The organism is Bacillus cereus group sp. MYBK195-1, assembly GCF_051916605.1.
Taxonomy (GTDB): domain Bacteria; phylum Bacillota; class Bacilli; order Bacillales; family Bacillaceae_G; genus Bacillus_A; species Bacillus_A cereus.
Genome location: NZ_JBQAGZ010000005.1, coordinates 98,721 through 121,880, shown reverse-complemented (window position 1 = coordinate 121,880; position 23,160 = coordinate 98,721). Strand labels below are relative to the sequence as shown.

The window sequence follows — 23,160 nt, the reverse complement described above, 5'->3', positions numbered from 1 at the left end:
TACGCTCATTGCTTTTTTTGTTTAACTTGCTTTATCCAAGTCTCTTTTAAAACGTGGTTTCTCTAAATAAGTTCCCAGTCTCCACACATATTCCACTGGCCCCATCCGGTATTTTTGGAGCCAATAGGTGCTAACGAATAATTGAATCGTATAAATTCCGATGGTTAAAAGAATACCGAAGAAATAGCCAATTTTCCCGTATAAGCCAAATCCATATGCGTAAAAAATGGTTGTTGCGATAATAGATTGTGCTAAGTAATTACTAACGGACATTTTCCCTATGTTCGCCATGTATGTTAGTAGACGGGTTGCTTTTTTGTAATGGAATAATAAAATGATTGTGCTTCCGTAAAAGAAGGTCATAGTTACTGGTGTAAGGCCATCTTGTAACATAATTAAAAGCGGGTGCTTTACAAACATAGCTAAGATTTTAATTGTAAAAGAGAAGAGACCGGTGGCAAACCATATTTTTTTGACAGCATGTATATGTTTATTGACCTCAAATAGCCAGCCTTTTTTCCCTACATACATTCCGAATAGGAACAGTGGACACATAAAAATTATTGCGAAAACTGATATGAAAAATAATCCGAATGCACCGTCAATTCCCATGTAATCAAAAGGATTTTCAGTCAATCTAAAGTTGACGTGATCCATATAGCTTCCAGTTTGATGGACTTTATGTTCTTTTTCAGTATAAGGTGCAAAATCATCTATATTTGTAGATGGATCAGTTTGATAAGACATAAGTGTAATAAGTGCGAGTAGAATAATCGCCCAAATGAGCAAAGTTTTCGGTTTTCGATTGATGAACATCATTAAGAAAATCCCGATTATTCCGTATGCAAATAAAATATCGCCCTCCCAAACAAAAGTGCCGTGAATGTAGCCTAGTAGTAAAAGAATGATAATACGTCTTATGTATGTGGGGAAGAATTTTTTTCCTTTTGCGATAATACTTTTTTGTAACAAAATAATGCTAAGCCCAAATAGAAAAGAAAATAGGGATATAAAGTTATGTGTGCCGAAGAATTGAATAAACCAATTAGCGCCTTTATCAAGATCGCCGAATAGATAAGTTGGTTTTTCACTGGTGAAGAACCCGAATTGAATTAATGTCATATTGACTAGTAAAATGCCAAACAAAGCGAAACCACGAATTGCATCAACAGCTTCTACACGTTGATTCATTTTTCCTCTCCTCGTATATTCGTTTTTATATTGAAAATAATACTATTTTATAGCTGGCACTATGTCAAATATGAGGAAATTTAAGGTGATTTTAAGATAGAGAGCAAACAAAAAAATCACCTTAATACATGTATTAAGGTGATTGAAATATTATTCAGCTGGAGGCGTAAATGTACGTTTCTCTAATTCAGCATCTAGCATAAACAGTGCGTTTGAATCGCTTGTAATACGTTTTAATTTTTGAATGATGCTATCGAATGAAGCTTCTTCTTCAACTTGTTCGTCAACGAACCATTTTAAGAATGTAATTGTTGCATGTTCACGCTCGTCCCAAGCGATATCAGATAAGTTATAAATACGTTTCGTTACTTCACGCTCGTGCTCAAGTGCGACTTCAAAAGCGTTTAATACAGATTCGTATTCGTTATTTGGATTATCAAATCCAGTAATAATAGCGCGCTCTCCGCGGTCATTAATATAGTTGTAAAGCTTCATTGCGTGGAAACGTTCTTCTTCAGCTTGTACAAGGAAAAAGTTAGCGAATCCATCATAGCTCTCAGATGTACAGTAAGCAGCCATTGCCATATAAGCATGGGCAGAGTAAAATTCAAAGTTCATTTGTTCATTTAATGCGTCGTGCAATTTTTTTGATAACATAAAATCCCCCTTAGTATTGTGACAAGAATATTATACCATAATTGATAATATTCTCATTTAGATACTTCGAACCTTTTCGAAAGCTTTGTGACGTGTGCGTCCATAATGTCTTGTAAGTCTAAATCATATTTTTGCGAAAGAATAATAAGGTTAGATAGTACATCGCCAAGTTCTTCTTTTAGTTCTTGTTTTAGCTCTTCTTCTGTTTTCGCATCTTCATCAGGGCGATCGCGGCCAATTTCAATAGCACGAACGACTCGTGAAACTTCCCCAACTTCCTCGGTTAAGAAATTTAAGCGAATAAAGGCATTATACTGTGACCAGCTTCGTTTTTCGTAAAATTCCTCAACCCATCTTTGAAATGCAACGATATCCATTTCTTCCTCATCTCCTCAATATGTTGTACAATATTCATTGTATCATAACAATATATAGTTTCGGGGTGTAGGGATGAGAAAGATTTGTGTGTTTGCAGGTTCTAATTTAGGGGAGAGACCAGAATTTAAAGAGCAGGCAATTCAGTTAGGTAAAATGTTTGTTGAGAACGACTATGAGCTCGTATACGGTGGTTCATGTGTCGGATTAATGGGAGAAGTAGCAAACGAAGTTCTTCGTTTAGGTGGACGTGTAACAGGTGTTATGCCACGCGGTCTATTCCGAGGAGAAATTGTGCATACAGGATTAACAGAATTAATTGAAGTAGAGACGATGCATGAACGTAAAGCGAAAATGGCAGAGCTTGCAGATGCTTTTATTGCGCTTCCAGGCGGATACGGAACGTTTGAAGAACTATTTGAAGTTGTATGTTGGTCACAAATTGGTATACATAATAAGCCGGTTGGTTTATTAAACATAAAAGGTTTTTACGGACCAATTTTGCAAATGGTTGAACGTGCAGCGGAAGAAGGATTTATGAATCCATCAAATAAAGAATTGATCGTTTCAGCAGAGACAGCAGATAAACTAATTCATGCAATCCAAAATTATGAGCGTCCTGTTTTGGGAACGAAGTGGAAGCAACTATCATAGCAAATACGGAAACACATGTCGTTTTAATTTAAGACGGCATGTGTTTTTAATTTGGTTAAATATGTTAATGTTTAGATGTAATGTTTTTGGAAAAGGAGAAAGAGATGGAGGAGTTTGTGTATTTAAGACCGGTTTTTAAAAGTATTTTAGCAGCGTCTATTCTTGTTATGCTAATTGTTTTGAGACAGAAGAAAGAGTTGATTAATGAATTTTCGCTTTGGTTTATCTCGGTATTGTGTATCGGTGTTTCCGCGATAACGTTGTTTATGTCCGGATTCATCGTTGATGAGTATAATCTAGGTGGAGATCCACAATCGTTTTGTATGTTTATTGCGATTGGTTGTATTAGTGGTCTGAATTTCATTATTTATTACAGAAGGCAATAAAAAGAGGCATTCCGTATTACTTTGGAATGCCTTTATTATTTTGATTGCTTTGTTTTTTATACAGGTACCAGCCACCCCAGCCGCCACCAATTGCTACGACAACGAGGAAAGCATAGTCCTTAACCTCGACACGTATATTGAAAATATTAGCTATAAGTAAGAGAATCCCAACTGTTATTAACGCAAAAAATGCTCTAATTAAGTAGTCTTTCAACTGAACCACTCCCGTCATTTAAGTAGTAAATGATGAATTTGGAAAAGCTAAAGGGTGTTTCCTATATTTTAACATAGATGAGATTGTAATATATTGATAAAAGTAGGGGAGAGGGGTGTGTTAATATTGTCGTGATTTGTCGATAAGTCGATATAATTGAAAAATCGCTGATATATTGGAGGGAATCGCCGATATAATTGAAAAATCGCTGATATATTGGGGAGAATCGCCGATATGTTGGAAAAATCGCTGATATAAATTTCATGTACCAGCATGCGCGATTAATCTATAGAAAAAAGCGACTCTGAACGAGCCGCTTCCGCTTTAAATGATATCCAGCTCCGGTAGCTAGAATGTTCGGTGGCTTCGCTTTTTCCTGCGAGGCAAAGAGCGCCTCTACGTCAAAAGCTCCATCCCCCTCACATTCTGAGCAAGCCGCTTCCGCTTTTAGGTGATATCCAGCTCCAGCGGCTAGAAGCTCCGGTCATTTCGCTCTCTCGCTCGAAGCAAAAAGCGCTTCAAGGTCGAGAGCTTGAAGTGCCCTGCGATTCTGAGCAAGCCGCCTCCGCTTTTACATATTATTGATTCAAGAACGCACGTAGCATCCAAGCGTGTTTTTCTAGTTCTGTGTAGATGCCTAGTAGTAGGTCAGATGTCATTTCATCGTCAGAGTCTTGAGCGATTTCCATGCCTTTTTTCAGTTCGACTAGCATCATTTCGTAGTCTTTCATGATTGCTTCGACCATCCCTTCTGCAGTTTCTCCGTATGCTGCTTCTTGAATAGAAGATAGTTCTAAGTATTCTTTCATTGTTGCTACTGGTTTGCCGCCAATTGCTAAAATACGTTCTGCAATTTCATCGATGTGAGTAGCTGATTCTGTGTAAAGTTCTTCGAATTTCTCGTGTAATGTGAAGAATTGAGGTCCTTTTACGTACCAATGGAAGTTGTGAAGTTTTGTGAATAAAACGCTCCAGTCTGCTACTTGTTTGTTTAATACTTCGATTACTTGTTTGTTCATTATGATCAATCTCCTTTTGAGTTGTTATGTGATATCAATTACTAATTTATAATCATTATAATCTAGTAATCTCTATAAATCAACCCTTTTGCTGGAATTAATTTGAACAAATTATGAACTGTTGTAAATAAAAAGCCCTATTACGGTGAAGTAATAGGGCCTTTGTTTGAGATAGGGCTCTTGTTCTAAACGAGCCGCTTGTGCTTTTAATGATGTCCAGCTTCGGTGGCTAGAACAGTCGGTCATTTCGCGCCTTCCTGTGAGACAAAGAATGTCTCACAGGAAGGAGCTCCAATGCCCTCCTGTTCTGAGCAAGTCACCTCCGCTTTTAATGATATCCAGCTCCAGCGGCTAGAATCTCCGGTCATTTCGCTCTCTCGCTCGAAGCAAAAAGCGCTTCAAGGTCGAGAGCTCCAATGTCCTGCGATTCTGAACGAGCCGCTTCCGCTTTTATTTGTTAAACAGCCTTTTGTTTTTCTTCTACATCTTGCCCATCCCAGCACTCTGTATTCTTTAAGCCAGGGATAGAGTTTGCAACGAAGACAGGATCTTTTCCTTGTTTCTTTTGCTTCAAATAGTCTACTAATGCAGCATAAGCAAATTTGCTAAGGAATGAGATGGCAATTAAGTTTGTGAATACCATTAGTCCCATGAATAAATCAGCTAAACTCCAAACTGTTTTAAGAGCAGCGATTGATCCGAAGAATACCATTCCGACAACTGCAACACGATAAATCATTAACCATGTTTTACTTTCTTTAATGAATGCGATATTTGTTTCACCATAATAGTAGTTTCCTAGAAGTGAACTGAAAGCGAATAGGAAAATAATAATCGCTAAGAAAGTGCTTGCCCACGGTCCAATTTGTGAACTTAATGCGTTTTGTGTTAATTCGATACCTTCTAAATTTGATCCTTTGTAAAGTCCAGAACATAATACGATAAATGCTGTTGATGTACATACTAAGAATGTATCTACGAAAACGCCTAACGCTTGAACAAGCCCTTGTTTTACAGGGTGAGATACATCAGATGTTGCGGCTGCATTAGGAGAACTACCCATTCCTGCTTCTGTAGCGAATAAACCGCGCTGAATTCCGAACTTGATTGCTGCTCCAATACCACCAGCGATGGCTTGGTCTAAACCGAATGCACCATTAAATATTTCTATAAAAATGCTTGGTAACATACTGAAGTTGTTAATTACGACGAAAATTGCCACACCAATATAAATAATTGCCATTGGAGGAACAATCATTTCTGTAATACGTGAAATGCTTTTGATACCACCGAAAATAATAACTGCAACTAATAAAGCTAATAGAGCTCCTACAAGAGTTCGCTCTAGTCCAAAAGCATTTTCAAACGCTATTGTTACTGTATTCGCTTGCACTGAATTGAAAATTAATCCGTACGCAACTGTAATAAGAAGTGAGAACCAGACGCCCATCCAGCGTTTGTTTAACCCTTTTTCCATGTAATATGCTGGTCCACCACGGAACCTACTTCCATCTTTTACTTTATAAATTTGCGCAAGTGTACATTCTACAAAACTAGTAGCTGCTCCGATAATTGCGATAAACCACATCCAAAATATTGCGCCAGGTCCACCCATTGAAATTGCTAATGCTACACCAGCTAAGTTTCCGATACCGATACGTGCTGCTGCACTTAAGCAAAATGCTTGGAATGGTGAGATGCTATCTTTCTTTTTTTCTTTTCGATTAAACCCTTTACTAATTAAGCTGACCATCTCACTGAAATGAGTAATTTGGACAAATTTTAATTTAAAAGAGAAGTAAAGACCGAAGCCGATTAGCATTGCAATAAGAATATATGACCATAAAATATTATTCGTTACCTCAAGGAATCTGCTAAAGATATCAACCATATAATACACTTCCTTTTTTTCGTAATAAGAAAATTATATGCAAAAAATATACGAGAATCAATTTTTCTAAAAAGTTATGTTACTTAAAACGTTTTTGTGTTATGATTATGTTACATCATAATATTTTTAGAATTATTTACATTTTAAAAAACTAAATTTAAAGCGAGAAGGTGGGGCTAATTTGAAAGAAGATTCTTTATGGAAAGTAAGCCTTCAGAGTTTGAAAATGAGAAGTAATATATTTTTTATCATTACATCTTTAAGTATCTTTTTAGGGTCCACTTATTATTACAATAAAAGATTTCCAAATCACAAATATCCTGAGTGGTTAGAATTTCTAAAGTTGATTGGATGAATAAAAGGCAGAAAAACAGAAAATTAAAATAAATAAGTTATGGAGGAGCTAAAAATGAATATTAGAGAAAGTGAACTTCCAGGTATTGGTTATAAGTTTCAAATCGTTACGAAAGGTAACGAAAAGATGGTAATTGTCATTCATGATGATGGTCGTAGAGAAATGTATCATTTTGATTCAGATCATGAAGAAAGCATCTCAAGTATTTCACTACGTGACTCAGAGGCGAGACAAATTGCTGCAATATTAGGTGGAATGGTATATAAGCCTAGGGCGTTAGAAAATGTTGAGATGGTTTTTGAAGGTTTAGCGATTGAGTGGTTCAAAGTGGAGAATACAGCTCCATCAATCGGAAAAACAATTGGCGATCTTGAAATAAGAAAAACATATAGCGTAACGATAATCGCGGTTATGAAGAAGAACATGAAGAAGCTATTTAATCCAGGACCAGAAATAGTAATTGAAGAAGGAGATATGCTTGTAGTGTCAGGTGAGAGAGAAGAAATTAAAAAAATCATTAATGAATTACTTTCAAATAGGGGGGACTGATTAGATGGATACGTTAATTTTTGAAGTTGGTACAGCTTTAGTTTTAGTGGCAATTGCAGCAGTAATTGCTGGGAAATTTAAATTCTCAGTAATTCCTTTTCTAATCGTTCTTGGAATGTTAGTAGGACCGCATGCACCGACAATAGGTGTTATCGATCTCAAATTTATTGAAAGTGCAAGTGTAATTTCCTTCCTTGGACGAATTGGGGTTCTATTCCTTCTATTCTATCTAGGATTAGAATTTTCAATGAAAAAACTAATTAAATCTGGACGATCTATTGCGATTGGCGGAACGATTTATATTTTAATTAACTTTTCACTTGGTTTGTTATACGGATTTATAATGGGATTCCCATTACTAGAAATCTTAATTATTGCGGGTATTATTACGATTTCTTCTAGCGCTATCGTTGCTAAAGTGTTAGTGGACTTAAGAAGAACTGGTAATAATGAAACCGAATTAATTTTAGGAATTATTATGTTTGAAGATATATTCCTTGCTGTATATTTATCAGTTGTTTCTGGTTTAGTACTTGGGGATCACGCTTCCTTCTTAGGTGCCCTTACTTCAATTGGAATTGCTTTAGGATATATGCTTCTATTCTTTATAGTAGCTAGAAAGGCTACGCCGTTATTAAATAAATTGCTCAATATTAGCTCAGATGAAATCTTTATTATTGTAGTATTTGCCTCATTATTCTTCATTGCTGGTTTTTCAGAAACAATTCACGTTGCAGAAGCAATTGGAGCACTTCTTCTAGGATTAGTTTTCTCTGAGACAGAGCATAGTGACCGAATTGAACATCTTGTTGTTCCATTTAGAGACTTTTTCGGAGCTATTTTCTTCTTCAGCTTCGGGTTAAGTATTGATCCGTTCTCATTAGGCGGAGCGATATGGTTAACGTTAGGTGCTGTCCTTCTTACGATAATCGGTAACTTTGTAGCAGGAATGATTGCAGGAAGACAAGCTGGATTATCTCATAAAGCATCAACAAATATCGGATTAACAATCGTTTCAAGAGGAGAGTTCTCCATCATTATGGCTAATATCGGTATCGCTGGTGGTTTAATGTCAGTACTGAAACCATTCTCAGCACTATACGTGCTTATACTATCCATTTTAGGCCCACTTCTGACAAAGGAGTCGAAGAATGTATATAAATTCTTAAATAAAATCTTTAAGTGGGATATGAAGAAGAGCTGAATTTTTTAAAATCAAAGTACAAGATATTTATGAAAAAAGGGATTTATGTCGACATAGATCCCTTCTTTATTGGCATTTTTTCAAGGATGAAAGAATACGTTTAATATTTGCCATATTGTGGCATACATATAGGAAAAGGGAGTTTGGAAAGGGGAATAAAGAAAAATGGAACTCCAGTTTCAAAATGTATATCAACAGGTAGAGAATTGGTATGTGTTGGATTCGGAGCTTCCTTGGGATGTCAAAAAGCTGAGAGAGGATTTGTGTTCTCTTATTGAAGTATGTAAAACGCCCGTTATTTTTTGTGATACGTGCGATGCAAATGATGTACTTCTATCATTAGGGGAAGAGGAAGAAGAGTTCCTATTCCCAGTAGGTGGTTTTTATCATAAAGAAAAGCAATTAATTTTCGTTTGTATGTGGGAAGAGTATGAGCAAGTTCTCAAAACGCTACTGCATGAATTTCGCCATGCGATGCAGCATAAGAGAGATATATTGTATGTGGGAAGTGAACGGTACGAAGAGCGGTGGATTGAAAAAGATGCGAGGAAGTTCGCGGAGAGGAAATTGGATGAATATAAGAGTAGAAAGTTAATGTAAAGCATAGTGGAGAAATAGCGCTGTGCTTTTTATGCTTATTAAAAATAAGTATTTGACTTTTATTAAGTTTAGTTCTAAACTAATGATATGAAACGAGCGAGGTGATGAAATGAAAACAGAAGATAGACTAGGGCTACTATTATGGTTTCGTTTGTCACGCTTTTATAATAAGAGTATTCGTGAGACGAATCAGCATTTGAAAAAATGGAATATATCTGCCGCCCAGTTTGATGTGTTAGCTCAAGTTGGAGGACATAATCGTTTAACGCAGCAAGAACTTGGAAATAAGCTATTTGTTACGAAAGGAAATGTAACGCAGCTTTTAAATAAAATGGAGCAGCTTGAGTGGATTTTGCGTGAACAAGAGGGTACTACGAAATATATTTCTTTAACAGAAAAGGGAAGAGCTTTATATGAGGAAATCGTCCCACCTCAAGAAACGTTCCAAGCAGAGAAGTTTCATAATTTAAATATAGAGGAACAAAAGCAATTATTAACACTACTAAAAAAGTTACAGTAAGAAAAAATTTTAAAATAAATCTCGAATTCGAGATAGTATGAGGTGAAGGATATGTTTAGAAAAGTTGATCATAAAAATATGGGCAGAGCAAATCATGGTTGGTTAAATACACATTTTCATTTTTCTTTTGCCAATTACTATAATCCAAATAACATGAACTTCGGAGCGTTACGTGTTATTAATGATGATCTAGTAGCGGCGCAAACTGGTTTTGATATGCATCCACATCGTGATATGGAGATTATTTCTTACGTTGTAGATGGTGCTTTAACACATGAAGACAGCATGGGAAATCGCGGAACGATTGAGCGTGGACATGTTCAATATATGAGTGCTGGTACGGGTGTATTTCATAGCGAGCATAATTTAGGCGATGAAACGCTGCGTTTATTACAAATTTGGATTTTACCAGACCGTGCAGATCATAAACCAAACTATGGTGAGTTTAAATTTGATTGGAGCAAGCGTGAAAATGAATGGTTCCATATGGTATCTTCAGTAGAAGGAAATGCACCAATTCAAATTCACCAAGATGCGAATTTATATTCCTTATCATTAGAGGCTGGAAAAGAAATTCATTTTCCAGTGAAAGAAGGCCGTCAATTGTACCTTGTACAAATTGAAGGAAGCAGTGTAATCAATGGTGAAAATCTTGTTATGCGTGATGCAGCAGAAGCGGTAGAAGAAGATATTCATATTGAAGCAAAAGAGCAATCTCATTATTTAGCAATTGAATTGAAAAAACAATAAAAGGTTTATAGAAAAGAGGACATCCGATAGATGTCCTCTTTTTTTGATTGGAATTGTCTGAAAAATGTTTCTCAAAATTTTAGTAGAGGTATCGGCTGGGAAAATAAGAATTGTATAAAAGTGTCAAAAATCTTTATGGGAATGGGGAATGTTATAGTGAAAAAGCAAGTCATTTCATCAGCATTAGCGTTAACTGTTATCGCCGGGGGATTTGGAGCGTTTGGGGCAACGACAACGAAAGCGGAAGAACAAAAAATTCAATATCATCAAGAATTTAAAACACCTGCATACATAGGTGAAGAATGGAAAGCACCGGAAGGACTAGATAAAAAAGAGACAGTCTTTCAATACTTAGAGAGTAAGAAAGATATGTTTAAATTAGCAGGAAATATTGAAAAGCATTTTAATATCGTTGGGGAAGAAAAAGACGCTGAATCTGATACGACACATGTGAAGCTAGTTGAGAAACATAATAACATTCCTGTGTACGGTTCTGATCAAACTGTTACACTTGATAAAGAGAATAATGTAAAAGCATTCTTCGGACAAGTTATTCCGAATTTAGATGATAAAAATATTCCTGCAGCTGCAAGCATTACTGCGGAACAAGCAGAAACGATTGCAAAGGCAGATATTGAGAAAGAAATTGGTAAAGTAAAGAGTTATGACGGTGTGAAAAAAGATTTATTTGTATATGAAAAGGACGGTAATTACTATCTTGCATACTTAGTTAAGGCATCGATTTCAAAACCAGCTCCAGGATATTGGCATTATTTTGTTGATGCAACGAATGGAAATGTTATTGAGAAATATAACGCTGTAGATAACATTACTGGATTTGGTTACGGAGTATTAGGTGCTAGACAATCATTTGAAATTGCTCAAGATACGAAAACAGGACAATTCAACTTGTTTGATGGTAAACGAGGACAAGGTGTTCATACATTTGATGCAGAAAATATGGACGAGAACTGGTTTAATTTATTCTCACAATGGCTTGGATATACAGGAGAAGAAGTTGAAAGTAAATCTAAGTTCTTCGAAGATAAAGCTGCAGTTGATGCGCATGTAAATGCAGGAAAAGTATATGATTACTACAAAAAGACATTTAATCGGGACTCTTTCGATGATAAAGGTGCGAAGCTTATTTCAACTGTTCACGTAGGTACAGCTTGGAATAACGCAGCTTGGAATGGTGTGCAAATGATGTACGGTGATGGCGATGGAAAAACATTCATTCCATTATCTGCTGGACTTGATGTTATCGGTCACGAATTAACGCATGCTGTAACTGAACATACAGCAAACCTTGTTTACAAAAATGAGTCAGGGGCGTTAAATGAATCGTTATCTGACATTATGGGTGTTATGGTTGAGAAGAAGAGCTGGGATTTAGGTGCTGACATTTATACACCTGATAAACCAGGCGATGCACTTCGTTCATTAAAAGATCCAGCGTCTATTCCAAACCCATTAAAACCAAGTGAAGGTTACCCAGATCACTATAGTAAACGTTATACTGGAACAGCTGATAATGGCGGCGTTCATATTAACAGTAGTATTAATAATAAAGCTGCTTATTTAGTATCTGAAGGCGGAGATCATTACGGCGTGAAAGTAACTGGAGTGGGCCGTGAAGCAACAGAAAAAATTTACTACCGTGCGCTTACGAAATATTTAACTGCAAACTCTGACTTCAAAATGATGCGTCAAGCGGCACTTCAGTCAGCTGAAGATTTATACGGTAAAAACTCTAAAGCTGTACAAGCTGTAACGAAAGCTTATGATGCAGTAGGTGTAAAATAATAAGAGAAAAGACCTGACATCCTAGTCAGGTCTTTTCTTTATCCCGCTATCCCCAAATGATGAAATTTCCACTTTATTTAGTCGCGAATACCTAATGCGATTTTCGCCATACGTGACATACGTTCTTTCGACCACGGTGGATTCCAAACGACATTTACTTCTATTTCATTAACTTCAGGTACGTTTGTTGATAATACTTTTTTAACGTCTGATACGATTTGCCCAGCCATTGGACAACCGATAGAAGTCATAGTCATCGTAATGACAGCATTATTATTTTCATCTGCTGTAACATCATAAACTAATCCAAGATTAACGATATCAACACCTAGTTCAGGGTCAATAACAGCCTCTAAATTGGCAAGTAATTTATTTTCAAATGCTTCTTGTGACATAAGCAGCCCCTCCTACACTTTAATGATATCGATTCTCATTATAACGGAAATGAGCATAATGTGCAGGAAATGAGCTCAAAAAAATATCCCTCTTTCAAAGAAGGGATATTTTTTGAACATCTATTCTGTTTTAAAATGAGATACGAGTTGATCTAACTCTTCAACTGTTTGTTTCATTTTTCTAGCAGTTACTGTCATTTCATTCATAACAATAACTTTCTGTTCAGCAGATTGTGCTGTTGCGGCAGTTTCGCTGGATACTTCAGTCGAGATAGAAGCGATGTTATTAAGTGAAGCATTCATTTCTTCAGCACTTGCAGCCATTTCTTCAGCAGTTGCTGATATATCTTGCATTTGAGTAGATACTTTATTTACTTGGTCCACAATTGTTGTGAAAGAAGTACCAGCTTCACGAATAACATTAATGCCTTCAAATGCTTCAGAACGGCCTTGAGACATCATAGAGCTAGCAGTTTCTGTATCATTTTGAATTTGATGTAGTAATTGATTAATGTCTGTTGCAGCTGTTTTAGATTGTTCAGCAAGTTTTCGAACTTCGTCAGCTACGACAGCGAATCCTTTTCCTTGCTCGCCAGCACGAGCTGCCTCAATAGAAGCATTTAAAGCAAGTAAGTTTGTTTGCTCAGCAATATTAGAAATAGATTGTACAGCAGTATCAATATATTTCGTATGAGTGATTAGACGTTCAACGACTTCTGACGTAGCATTTACAGCTTCGTGTATTGTTGTCATTTGTGAAACAGATTTTTGGATAACGGTACTTCCATCGCTAGCATGTTCAGATGTGGCAACAGCAAGTTCCGCCACAGATGAAGCAGATTCAGCGATACGCTGAACACTTACTGCCATATCGTCCATTGCAGTTGAACTTTCTTCCATACTAGAAGTTTGTGATTGAATACTTGCATTTAAGTTGGACATCGAGCTTTGGACTCTTAATGTCGCCTCACGTGATGTATTCGTTTTTTCTAGCATATTTTCAGAAGCGGTTTGTACTTCCACTGATGTTTTTTGAACACGATTAATGATCTGTTGTAGGTTTTCTAACATTTTATTAAATGATGTTGCGATAGCACCGATTTCATCGTTGCTATTTACTTGTAGACGTGCCGTTAAGTCACCTTCTTGAGAGGCTAATTCTTTTAGTTTCGTGTCAATTTGTTGAATCGGTTTCACAAGTTTACCAGAGAACCACCATGCAAGAATAATTGCAGCGACAATACAAATAACAAGTGATAAGAAAATAACATATTTAATTAAGAGTGCAGATTGGTCAATTTTTTCAATAGATTGTTCACGTAATTTAGCTTGTTCATTACTGTAATTTGTGAAGTCACCAATTACTTTATAGACCGTCCCGTTTTCTGAAGAAGCTACTTGTAAAGCTTCTTCCCATTTTTGTTCTTTTGCAAGAGTGAATACTTTTTCTTCAACGAACTTTCTCCAAGTAGACCCTAATTCCATTGTACTTTTTACGGACGAAGAAAGATTTGGATTAGAAAGAAGTTTATCTTTTGAATCCTCAAGACGTTTACTCATCTCATTAAACTTGTCTATTTCGACTTGATCATGTTGTAGTAAATAGCCTCTTAAAGCAGATAGCTGTACTTGATAAGCGTCTCCACGTTCTTTCAATTCTGTTGCCAGTGGAGAAATTTCTTTTTGTAATGTTTCAGCTTTACGAGATTGGTCAATAGCAAAAAATAAAATAAATGCTAAGGCGATGCCAAATAAAGCGCAAATCGTTCCCATCATGAACATAAGTTTTTTTCTGATACTTACAAAATTCATATAATTAAAAGCCTCCTTTGTGAAATCTTAGTATTAGAATTAATAAATGTAAAAAATTGAAAGAAAGCTTTACTCCAGTTGGAATAAAGCTTTCTTATTTCCTTTAGGAATTATAGCAGACGGAATGAGAGATAGAAAGAGATATTTTAAAGTGAAAAAGGAGAACCTGTAAAACTTTCTTTCCTATACCTTTGAGTTCGTGTCATTTTCACTTTAAGCGTTTGTTTTGAAATGAGAGACGAGAACTTCAAGTTCTTGTACGATTGTTTTCATTTCAGATGATTTGTTAGCCACGATACTCATTTTGTTTACTTGATCACCAGCTGAATGTGCTGTTTGTAATGTTTCTGCAGCAACTTCATTTGAAATAGAGGCGATATTATTTAAAGCTGCGTTCATTTCTTCAGAGCTTGCAGCCATCTCTTCAGCAGTTGCAGACATTTCTTGCATTTGCGTAGAGACTTTGTTAATGTGGTTAACAATTTCTGAGAATGAAAATCCGGCAGTACGAATAACAGTAATTCCTTCAGAAGCTTCTGCTTGACCTTGTGTCATCATGTCATTTGCTATTTTAGTATCGGCTTGAATTTGATGCAGTAAATGGTTAATGTCAGTTGCGGCTAGTTGAGATTGTTCAGCAAGTTTTCGAACTTCATCAGCAACAACAGCGAATCCTTTTCCATGTTCACCAGCACGAGCTGCTTCAATAGAAGCATTTAAAGCGAGTAAATTTGTTTGCTCGGCGATATTCGAAATAGATTGAAGTGCAGTATCGATATGATTTGTATGTGTAATGAGTCGCTCAACTACTTGTGATGTAGCGTTAACAGCTTCGTTAATTGTGTGCATTTGTGTAATAGATTTCTCAATGACTTTATTCCCATCATCTGCTTTTTCTGAAGTTGTAACAGCTAAACTAGTAACAGAAGAGGCGGACTCAGCGATACGCTGAACACTTGTTGCCATGTCATCCATTGCAGTTGAACTTTCTTCAATGCTAGAAACTTGTGAACGAATATTGTGTTCAAGAGCATTCATAGTTTCTTGGGTCCTTGCGGTATTTTCCATAGAAGCAGTCGTTTCGATAAATACATTTTCGGAAGCTTCTTTTACACTTGTTGATGTTTGTTGAACTTGTTTTATTATAAGCTGTAAGTTAGTGAGCATTTGATTAAAAGAATTTGCAATGTCACCTATTTCATCTTTACTTGTTACGTGTAATCTAGCCGTTAAATCTCCATCTTGAGAAGCTAATTCTTTTAACTTCTCATCAATTTGTCGAATTGGTTTAACGAGTTTACCAGAGAACCACCATGCTAATAAAATAGACGTTAATGTACATGTAATGAGTGAGAAGAAAATAATATATTGAATAAGTGATGAAGAAGACTCAACGTCAGCAATTAATGCGTCACGTTTCTCATTCTCTTCATTTGTATATTTATTAAAACGACCTAAAAGATCATTTACATAATCTGTTTGTGCTAAAGCAATTTTGGATGCTTCGTCCCATTTTCCTTCACGAGCAAGAGGTAGTACCTCATTATCTATGACGCTACGCCATTTTCCCCCCATTAAAATAGCTTCTTTCATTCCTTCTGGGAGCTTCTTGTCACTTGTTACTTTCTCTCTAGTATCAGCTAATTTTTTCCCTTCTCGGTTGAACTTATCTAATCCTTTTTGATCATGTGATAGTAAATATTCTTGTAAACCAGCAACTTGTGCTTGGAACCAATCGCCACGTTCTTTTAAAATCGTCGCTCTTTTTGATACATCATTTTTTAACGTTTCGATTTCACTTGCTTGATTCATGGCGAATGAAAGAATAACTATAAGAGCAATGCTAAATAAAGAAGAAATGCTTAAGAGTGTGAACAGTAGTTTTTTTCGAATACTAACATATTTCATCGTTACCCCTACCCTCATTTAAACTGTTTATTATGATTTATAGATATTTAAAACAAAATTAATAAAAACATTATTATGAAGTTATTAATCTGTTCAATGAAAATTATAGCAGATAATGGAAGGAGTCAGATTGGTATTAGAAAAAGTTCTTAAAATGTATACATTTGCATATCATAAAATTCATAAATAAATATTAGAAATGCTATTGAAATTTGAAATGACATCATGTATACTTCTAATTAGTTGATAACGATTATCAGTATCAACTGAAACATTACTCTTCGTTATGTTGGTCATACCCCTTTTTGACGACGTAAGTCAGAGACGAAATGTTGAAATATCTTGTGTCCTATTCTACAGAATTATGGTAATCTCCAACCTCAACTTATATGCGTGAGCATGCAAAAAGGATCCTATCCGTGAAGGGATCCTTTTTTGCATGCTGTCGCAATTATTGTATATAGACCAGGGATACGTTCTTCGATTCCTTCCGGTGCAGCAGAAGGGAAGAGCCATCTTTGATGAGGTCCGTGTTCTTCAACTAGTTTTTCAATTTTAAAATGTTCTTCCGCGAGTGTTGTAATAATTTCTCCTAGCGTCCAGCGACGGATGGTTGTTTTAGGTAGCGATTCTTTCTGTGCTTCTGTAAGAAGGATGCTATAAGCAACATCATCTTCAATTAATTCTTCATCGAAATAATTTCCACTTGCTCGAAATGATGGATGGTCTACTCCTAATAGCTTTGTGTATATTGGATGGTCTACTCCTAATAGCTTTGTGTATATTGGATGGTAATCGCGAAGGATAAGTATTCCACCGGGCTTTAGTAGTTGAGAGATTGTTGTAAAAAGTGGTTTTAAATCTAGAAAGTAATGAAGTACACCAAGTTCCAGTAATACGATATCAAATGATTTGGAGAGATTTACATCTAGTACATCAGAAACGATGTAATGAATAGAGACGCCTACGGCTTCCGCAAGTTCATTTGCATATTTTGCATTACTTGCTGAAATATCAACAACTGTTACGTCAGCTCCTAAAAGAGCGAGTGCGACAGCTTTATTTCCTTTTGAGCCGAGTAAATTAATAATACATTTTCCTTTTGGAGATTGTATGTAAGGTAAATAATGTGCTACTTCGCGCGTGGGATCTTTCATGATTTTTTTCGCATAATCAGCTGGTGCCCCGTGGCGATTCGTCCAAGCTTCATAAGCAGCTGTATTCCAGCTTTTTGCATTTATAGTGCTTAGTTGTTTTTGGTTCAATGTTATCACTCCTTTTGTGAACGTATAGTTATTCGGCAGGGGGATGGGATTTCCTTTTCTTTCTGAATAAAAGTTTGATTTTTCTGTGATTAAGTCGTACAATACTTTTATACGTAAAAGCGTTGAAAAGGAAAAGTAGGATGAACACATTCTTTCCAGAGAGCTTCGGTAGCTGAGAAGAAGCAAGAATATTCATTTGAACAATGGCCTTTGAGCTTCGTCCTGAACTTATCAAATGATAATAGTAGGCGGCGACGAGAGTTGGTACTCGTTATCAAAACCACAGTATAAGAGCATATAGCTCCGTACTTGTTAAGGCTAATTATGTGAGTAATTGGCGAAATAAGGTGGTACCGCGACTGTTTATACAGCCCCGCCCTTATCTTTTTTAAGATAGGGGCGGGGCTTTTTATATTTAAAAGGAGGAATGTAAGATGAGTATTTTTATTGGAGGCGCTTGGCCGTATGCAAATGGTTCGTTACACCTTGGCCATATTGCGAGTTTATTACCTGGAGATATTTTAGCGCGTTATTACAGGGCAAAAGGTGAGAATGTGCTGTATGTTTCAGGGAGTGATTGTAATGGAACACCGATTGCAATTAGGGCAAAACAAGAAGGTGTGACAGCGAAAGAAATTGCTGATAAGTATCATGAAGAGTTTGAACGATGTTTTCGTAGCCTTGGTTTTACTTATGATTGCTATACACGTACAGATAGTGAGCACCATCATGAAACGGTTCAAAATGTTTTTTTACGTTTATTAGAAGAAGGACATATTTATAAAAAAACAGTGGAACAAGCGTATTGTGAAACGTGTACGCAGTTTTTACCGGATCGTTATGTAGAAGGAATATGTCCACATTGCCATGAAGCAGCAAGAGGAGATCAATGCGATGCGTGTTCAGCTATTTTAGATCCACTCGATTTGTTAGAAAAGAAATGTAAGTTATGTGGTAGTACACCATCCGTACAGGAAACAGAGCATTTCTATTTTGCGTTGCATACATTTCAGCAGAAAATTAAAAAAGTTGTAGAAATCGCAAAAGAAAAAGGAACATGGCGTGATAATGCAATTCAATTAACAGAAAGATATGTAAAAGAAGGGTTACAAGATAGGGCAGTATCAAGAGATTTACCAATCGGGGTACCAATTCCAGTAGAAGGGTATGAAGATAAGAAAATTTACGTATGGATTGAAGCAGTGACAGGCTATTATTCAGCGAGTAAACATTGGGCTGAAGAAACAGGGAAAGATGATCAAGAGTTTTGGGATAGCGAAGCGAAAACATATTATGTGCACGGAAAGGATAATATTCCGTTTCATTCCGTCATTTGGCCAGCGGTATTACTTGGAATAGGGGAGGAAGCAATCCCGCGTCATATCGTTTCGAATGAATATTTAACAGTTGAAAAAAGAAAATTATCTACAAGTAAAAACTGGGCAGTATGGGTGCCTGACATATTAGAACGCTATGATCCAGATTCTATTCGTTACTTTTTAACCGTCAACGCACCAGAAAATCGCGATACTGATTTTTCATGGCGGGAATTTATTTACAGTCATAATAGTGAATTATTAGGTGCATACGGGAACTTTGTGAACCGGACATTAAAGTTTATCGAAAAATATTATGGTGGTATCGTGCCGAAAGGAAGTATTGAAGTAGAGCTGAAAGATAAAGTAGAAGGATTATATAAGCGTGTAGGAGAGGCGATTGAGCAAACTAAATTTAAGGGGGCGCTAGAAACAATATTTGATACAGTACGTTTTGCAAATAAATATTTTGATGAAAAGCAGCCTTGGAAACAAAGAGAAGATGATCCAGTTTCATGTGAAGAAACGATTTATAACTGTGTGTATCTTATCGCTAATTTTGCCCATCTCCTTGAGCCATTTTTACCATTTTCAAGTGAAAGAGTTCGAAACACATTGTCGATTGTGAAACGAAATTGGGAACCGCAAAATACGTTGCCAAGTAGAATTGATAGCGTACAGCCATTATTTGAGCGAATCGATGTAAAACAAATTGAGCATGAGATAGAGAAGCTGTATGGAGCGGTAAAATGAGATAGAGAAAAAGACCTTTCAAGTAAATGAAAGGTCTTTTGTTATGCAGTATGGTTCTCTTTCTTATCTTTCAAAAAGAAAAGTACAGCAAGGATTACAAGAATAATAGCTGCAATATCATACGTTATTTTAAATGTAGTATTAAAGTTTAAGTACTCTACGAAAGGAGTTTTCACTGCTCCTGCATATATACAAACGGGAACGAGAAGTAAATCGTAAAATTTCTTTTCTTTCATATATCTTATTAGGAAGAAGATACACATAATAGCAAAAAATACGATGCTTAAAATAGTCATTTATACCTCCAGATAAATTTACTTATTTTAATTGCAGTTATATCTTTTATATAAATTCTGTATTTTTTCAAGCGCTGTGCACGCGATTGTGTTTCCTTTCTTTCCTAGCCGTAAGCAGCTGAGGAGTGAAGATCCCAACCAATATAAAAATAATTCCAATCCACTGCATGAACGTTACGACTTCATGTACAAGTGTAATAGAAGCAATAATAGCAGTTGGTAATTCAGCTGCACCTAATATCGTACTAAGCCCTGTTCCAACCTTTGGTACACCGATTGAAAAACAAATGACAGGTACGACAACACCGAACAAGCCGAGGAAGAAAGCATATTTCCATAGGCCAGCTTGCAAAGCACCGTCTGTTAAAAAGGTTGGCGGAAAGAATAGGCATACGATAAGAGTAGCACTTGTTGTCATAAGAAAGCTTTTCGTATAAGGCGGAACATCTGTAGCGACGCGTCCGCTTGCAAAAACATAGAATGAAAAAGAGACCGCAGCTAATAGCCCAAAGATAATCCCTTTCGTAGAAAAACTTTGTCCGAGGCCTTCAAATACACCACCTGCAAACAATGTACCAGCAAATAAAATAAGGATAGATATGATCTTATCGCGACTTGGAAATGTTCGATTTGCAATGGCTTCGATAATGACACCAATCCAAGTGAACTGAAAGAGTAGGACGACAGCGATAGATGCGGGTAGTTCTTCTACAGAAATAGCGTAAAAAATCCCAGTCATACTCATTGTTGTTCCGACGGTTAGTAATGAAAAAAATTGTTTTTTTGTTACTTTATGACGTGAAAAGAAAAGAACGAGTAGAAATAGTCCAATCCATCCGAAGACATATTGTCCCCCTAGTAGTTGATGTGCTGAAAATCCATTTATGAATCCGAGTTTGAAAATAGTTGAAAGTATGCCGTAGCTGCAAGCACCGAATAAAACGAGCAATGAATATTTAAACTTTTCCATAAAAAAATCCTCCTTTTAAGTAATAAAAAACGCCCGCTATCCAAATAAGGATAACGGGCGAACGAAACAGAGTAAGACACTCTACAAAATTCCGCCACTCACACATGAAGTATGAGTTTGGGGTATGTAATTATAGTGAATGTTACATTGCTTTTGGGAATACAATGGAGCATTTTACACCTTGAGCTGTGTTTTGTATCCCGTAAGGAAACTGATGTTTATCTAATATTTGTTTCACGATATATAATCCAAGACCACTACCTTGTACTAAACCGTGTTTATCAGGGTTTGCGCGATAAAAAGGCTCAAATAAATGAGCAAGTTTATCTTCATCAATTTGTGAACCTGTATTTAATACTTCTAATGCGTAACCATTTGGTTTTTCATAAAGCTTTATATATACGTGCTGATGGTCAATTGTATAGTGAATCGCATTTGAAATAATGTTAAAAATAGCAGTTTGAATAAATTTAGGATCAGCTAAAATTTGTACGTCGTGTTTAATATTAGATTGTACATTTAATTGTTTTACAGATACAAAGTAATCTACTTTCTTCATAACATCCTCAATAATATTAGATAAAGAAATGACTTCTAAATTCGGTTTAAATTGAGGGTTTTGTATTTTGGATAATTCCGACATTTTTTCCGTTAATATGTTAATGTCTTGCATCATCTCGTAGGAACGTTTCAAATACTTATCTCTATCTTTATAAGCTCCAATTCCGTGAATCATGCCATCTAGTTGTCCCATAACGGCTGCGATTGGTGTTTTTAATTCATGGGACACCATAGACATAAATTCTTTACGAGATTGTTCTAATTGTTGTTCCTTCTTGAGCTCGTTTCTTAAATCTTGATTGCTTGCATGTAAATTCTTCACAATATTTGGTACTTGTGAAGCAGCTACTTGCAAATTAAAATCTGTTTGATCTGTATTTTTGTTAAGTAGCTTTTTATCTGAGAAATCAAGATTCATAATATCTTTTAAAGCATCGCTCATATATTGAAAAGGTTTGGCAATTAGTTTTGTATAAATTAAAGATCCGAGTAGTGATAATGCAAGCATTGTCGCGCCAATATGTGGAGCTAATTGCTGCAACGCATCTGCTAACTTTGGATTATCATTTGTATCATTTGTTTTACTTGCTGCATTTTGTGTATGTAAGGCATCATTATTAGCGGCTTTCTTTTCTGCTTCTGTAGGCGGATTAGAAGTGCTATTTTTCCCCGAAAGATTTTGTGTATGTTCTTTTGCCTTTACAGTTTGGCTAGGCTGCAAAAGGTGATTGATAGCTGTAGAAAGAGATTTATAATCTATAATAGAAGATTGGAAATTAGAAATGCTCCCCTCTGACACAGCTTTATTTTGCTTCGTTTTACTTCCGTCGTTTTGCTTATCTGAATCGGCCTGTTCTGTAGTCGGCGTTCCATTTTCTTTCGCAAAACGTTCTTTATCGTAGTTTGAAGCTAGAAAGTAAATAATTTGATAAAGGCAAAGTGATAAAAGAATACAAAATAATAAGGTTTTGATGAAAATATTTTTGGTGATGTTGTCTTTGCTACGATTCGATTTTGTAGCCAATGCCTTTCACCGTTTTAATATAAGGAATTCCTAATTTTTTTCTTAAGTTTTTAATATGTGTATCTATAACTCTTACATCACCATAATGTTCATAGCCCCATACCTTATTCAACAAATCACTTCTTGATAATACTTTTCCTCGATTTTGCAGTAAAGTATAAATAATTTCAAATTCTTTTGTTGTCAATTCAATTTGATTACCATGAACATAAGCTGCATATGCTGTAGAGTTTAACATCAATTCATGGAATTGTAGTATAGTTGCAGCTTCTGCTTCCTTCGTTGCTGCCCTTCTTAATACAGCCTCTACACGCTTAATAAATACAGTGTAATGGAACGGTTTCGTAATATAGTCATCAATACCTAACTCAAATCCTTTAATTTCACTTTCTTCATTATGTAAGCCTGTTAACATAATGATTGGTACATCAGATTGTCCTCGCATAATTTTACAAATACTATAGCCATCTATATCTGGTAACATTACATCGAGGAGGACAAGATCGTATGAATTTTTTTGGAAAAGAAGAATACCTTCTGTTCCAGCACCAACTACATCAACTGTAAAGTTTTGTGCCATTAGAAATTCACGAATAAGTTCTTGTATATCTGGGTTGTCTTCAATCACCAGTATATGCGTCATAGTAACACCTCCTAAATAACGCTTTTTACTGCAATATTCGAATTCA

The 23,160-nt window shown here is 36.0% G+C and carries 23 protein-coding genes and 1 other annotated feature; of the genes, 9 read left to right on the top strand and 14 right to left on the bottom strand.

What is annotated here, in order from left to right:
- Positions 1-21: 21 nt before the first annotated feature.
- The 3 genes from ACTFRY_RS20660 to ACTFRY_RS20650 all read right to left on the bottom strand — a co-directional run bounded on the left by ACTFRY_RS20660 (position 22) and on the right by ACTFRY_RS20650 (position 2,225).
- Positions 22-1,191, bottom strand: a complete 1,170-nt coding sequence (locus ACTFRY_RS20660) for a DUF418 domain-containing protein (RefSeq protein ID WP_016118859.1) — start codon at positions 1,189-1,191, stop codon at positions 22-24.
- A gap of 150 nt (positions 1,192-1,341) precedes the next feature.
- The gene (locus ACTFRY_RS20655; protein ID WP_000949406.1) at positions 1,342-1,848 is read right to left on the bottom strand and encodes a ferritin; all 507 of its coding nucleotides are present in this window, start codon (positions 1,846-1,848) and stop codon (positions 1,342-1,344) included.
- 53 nt (positions 1,849-1,901) lie between these two features.
- Entirely contained in the window at positions 1,902-2,225 is a 324-nt protein-coding gene (locus ACTFRY_RS20650) for a MazG nucleotide pyrophosphohydrolase domain-containing protein (protein WP_000355749.1), read from the bottom strand.
- 88 nt (positions 2,226-2,313) lie between these two features.
- On the opposite strand from ACTFRY_RS20650, the gene ACTFRY_RS20645 reads away from it, so the two are divergent.
- On the top strand, positions 2,314-2,877 hold the full coding sequence (locus ACTFRY_RS20645) for a TIGR00730 family Rossman fold protein (protein ID WP_002062664.1): 564 nt from the start codon (positions 2,314-2,316) through the stop codon (positions 2,875-2,877).
- 104 nt (positions 2,878-2,981) lie between these two features.
- Positions 2,982-3,263, top strand: coding sequence for a hypothetical protein (locus ACTFRY_RS20640; RefSeq protein ID WP_000390910.1), 282 nt, complete (start codon positions 2,982-2,984; stop codon positions 3,261-3,263).
- A gap of 16 nt (positions 3,264-3,279) precedes the next feature.
- On the opposite strand, the gene ACTFRY_RS20635 is transcribed toward ACTFRY_RS20640, so the two are convergent.
- The 3 genes from ACTFRY_RS20635 to ACTFRY_RS20625 all read right to left on the bottom strand — a co-directional run bounded on the left by ACTFRY_RS20635 (position 3,280) and on the right by ACTFRY_RS20625 (position 6,387).
- Positions 3,280-3,477, bottom strand: a complete 198-nt coding sequence (locus ACTFRY_RS20635) for a hypothetical protein (protein WP_000656313.1) — start codon at positions 3,475-3,477, stop codon at positions 3,280-3,282.
- 578 nt (positions 3,478-4,055) lie between these two features.
- On the bottom strand, positions 4,056-4,496 hold the full coding sequence (locus ACTFRY_RS20630; RefSeq protein WP_001041895.1) for a Dps family protein: 441 nt from the start codon (positions 4,494-4,496) through the stop codon (positions 4,056-4,058).
- Between the two features lie 457 nt (positions 4,497-4,953).
- Positions 4,954-6,387 (bottom strand): alanine/glycine:cation symporter family protein, encoded by a 1,434-nt coding sequence (locus tag ACTFRY_RS20625; protein ID WP_000227596.1) that lies wholly within the window; start codon positions 6,385-6,387, stop codon positions 4,954-4,956.
- A gap of 409 nt (positions 6,388-6,796) precedes the next feature.
- On the opposite strand from ACTFRY_RS20625, the gene ACTFRY_RS20620 reads away from it, so the two are divergent.
- The 6 genes from ACTFRY_RS20620 to ACTFRY_RS20595 all read left to right on the top strand — a co-directional run bounded on the left by ACTFRY_RS20620 (position 6,797) and on the right by ACTFRY_RS20595 (position 12,171).
- Entirely contained in the window at positions 6,797-7,291 is a 495-nt protein-coding gene (locus tag ACTFRY_RS20620) for a cation:proton antiporter regulatory subunit (RefSeq protein ID WP_098617082.1), read from the top strand.
- Positions 7,292-7,295: 4 nt separating this feature from the next.
- On the top strand, positions 7,296-8,495 hold the full coding sequence (locus tag ACTFRY_RS20615) for a cation:proton antiporter (RefSeq protein ID WP_000380222.1): 1,200 nt from the start codon (positions 7,296-7,298) through the stop codon (positions 8,493-8,495).
- 165 nt (positions 8,496-8,660) lie between these two features.
- On the top strand, positions 8,661-9,095 hold the full coding sequence (locus tag ACTFRY_RS20610) for a DUF3920 family protein (protein ID WP_000422797.1): 435 nt from the start codon (positions 8,661-8,663) through the stop codon (positions 9,093-9,095).
- Between the two features lie 109 nt (positions 9,096-9,204).
- A complete protein-coding gene (locus ACTFRY_RS20605) occupies positions 9,205-9,615 on the top strand; it encodes a MarR family winged helix-turn-helix transcriptional regulator (RefSeq protein ID WP_000845467.1) in 411 nt (136 codons plus the stop codon).
- A 51-nt stretch (positions 9,616-9,666) separates the two neighbouring features.
- Entirely contained in the window at positions 9,667-10,365 is a 699-nt protein-coding gene (locus tag ACTFRY_RS20600; protein WP_000488928.1) for a pirin family protein, read from the top strand.
- A 156-nt stretch (positions 10,366-10,521) separates the two neighbouring features.
- A complete protein-coding gene (locus ACTFRY_RS20595) occupies positions 10,522-12,171 on the top strand; it encodes a M4 family metallopeptidase (RefSeq protein ID WP_043308787.1) in 1,650 nt (549 codons plus the stop codon).
- A gap of 77 nt (positions 12,172-12,248) precedes the next feature.
- Here ACTFRY_RS20595 and ACTFRY_RS20590 read toward each other — a convergent pair whose 3' ends face one another.
- The 4 genes from ACTFRY_RS20590 to ACTFRY_RS20575 form a co-directional block, all read right to left on the bottom strand.
- Positions 12,249-12,566 (bottom strand): metal-sulfur cluster assembly factor, encoded by a 318-nt coding sequence (locus ACTFRY_RS20590; protein ID WP_000076422.1) that lies wholly within the window; start codon positions 12,564-12,566, stop codon positions 12,249-12,251.
- Between the two features lie 120 nt (positions 12,567-12,686).
- On the bottom strand, positions 12,687-14,378 hold the full coding sequence (locus ACTFRY_RS20585; RefSeq protein ID WP_016118855.1) for a methyl-accepting chemotaxis protein: 1,692 nt from the start codon (positions 14,376-14,378) through the stop codon (positions 12,687-12,689).
- A 213-nt stretch (positions 14,379-14,591) separates the two neighbouring features.
- Entirely contained in the window at positions 14,592-16,286 is a 1,695-nt protein-coding gene (locus ACTFRY_RS20580; RefSeq protein WP_016118854.1) for a methyl-accepting chemotaxis protein, read from the bottom strand.
- 413 nt (positions 16,287-16,699) lie between these two features.
- A complete protein-coding gene (locus ACTFRY_RS20575) occupies positions 16,700-17,551 on the bottom strand; it encodes a class I SAM-dependent methyltransferase (protein ID WP_098617083.1) in 852 nt (283 codons plus the stop codon).
- 113 nt (positions 17,552-17,664) lie between these two features.
- Positions 17,665-17,935 (top strand) — a binding site (T-box leader).
- A 50-nt stretch (positions 17,936-17,985) separates the two neighbouring features.
- Between ACTFRY_RS20575 and metG the strand changes: the two genes are divergently transcribed.
- A complete protein-coding gene (gene metG / locus ACTFRY_RS20570; RefSeq protein ID WP_098617084.1) occupies positions 17,986-19,620 on the top strand; it encodes a methionine--tRNA ligase in 1,635 nt (544 codons plus the stop codon).
- 41 nt (positions 19,621-19,661) lie between these two features.
- Here metG and ACTFRY_RS20565 read toward each other — a convergent pair whose 3' ends face one another.
- The 4 genes from ACTFRY_RS20565 to ACTFRY_RS20550 all read right to left on the bottom strand — a co-directional run bounded on the left by ACTFRY_RS20565 (position 19,662) and on the right by ACTFRY_RS20550 (position 23,114).
- Complete coding sequence (locus tag ACTFRY_RS20565) at positions 19,662-19,916, bottom strand: hypothetical protein (RefSeq protein ID WP_000154132.1); 255 nt, start codon at positions 19,914-19,916, stop codon at positions 19,662-19,664.
- A gap of 67 nt (positions 19,917-19,983) precedes the next feature.
- A complete protein-coding gene (locus ACTFRY_RS20560) occupies positions 19,984-20,886 on the bottom strand; it encodes an EamA family transporter (RefSeq protein WP_000410486.1) in 903 nt (300 codons plus the stop codon).
- A 142-nt stretch (positions 20,887-21,028) separates the two neighbouring features.
- The gene (locus ACTFRY_RS20555; protein ID WP_086410146.1) at positions 21,029-22,471 is read right to left on the bottom strand and encodes a sensor histidine kinase; all 1,443 of its coding nucleotides are present in this window, start codon (positions 22,469-22,471) and stop codon (positions 21,029-21,031) included.
- Positions 22,449-23,114, bottom strand: a complete 666-nt coding sequence (locus tag ACTFRY_RS20550; protein ID WP_000148833.1) for a response regulator transcription factor — start codon at positions 23,112-23,114, stop codon at positions 22,449-22,451. The genes ACTFRY_RS20555 and ACTFRY_RS20550 overlap by 23 nt, the downstream gene beginning before the upstream one ends.
- Between the last annotated feature and the right edge of the window lie 46 nt (positions 23,115-23,160).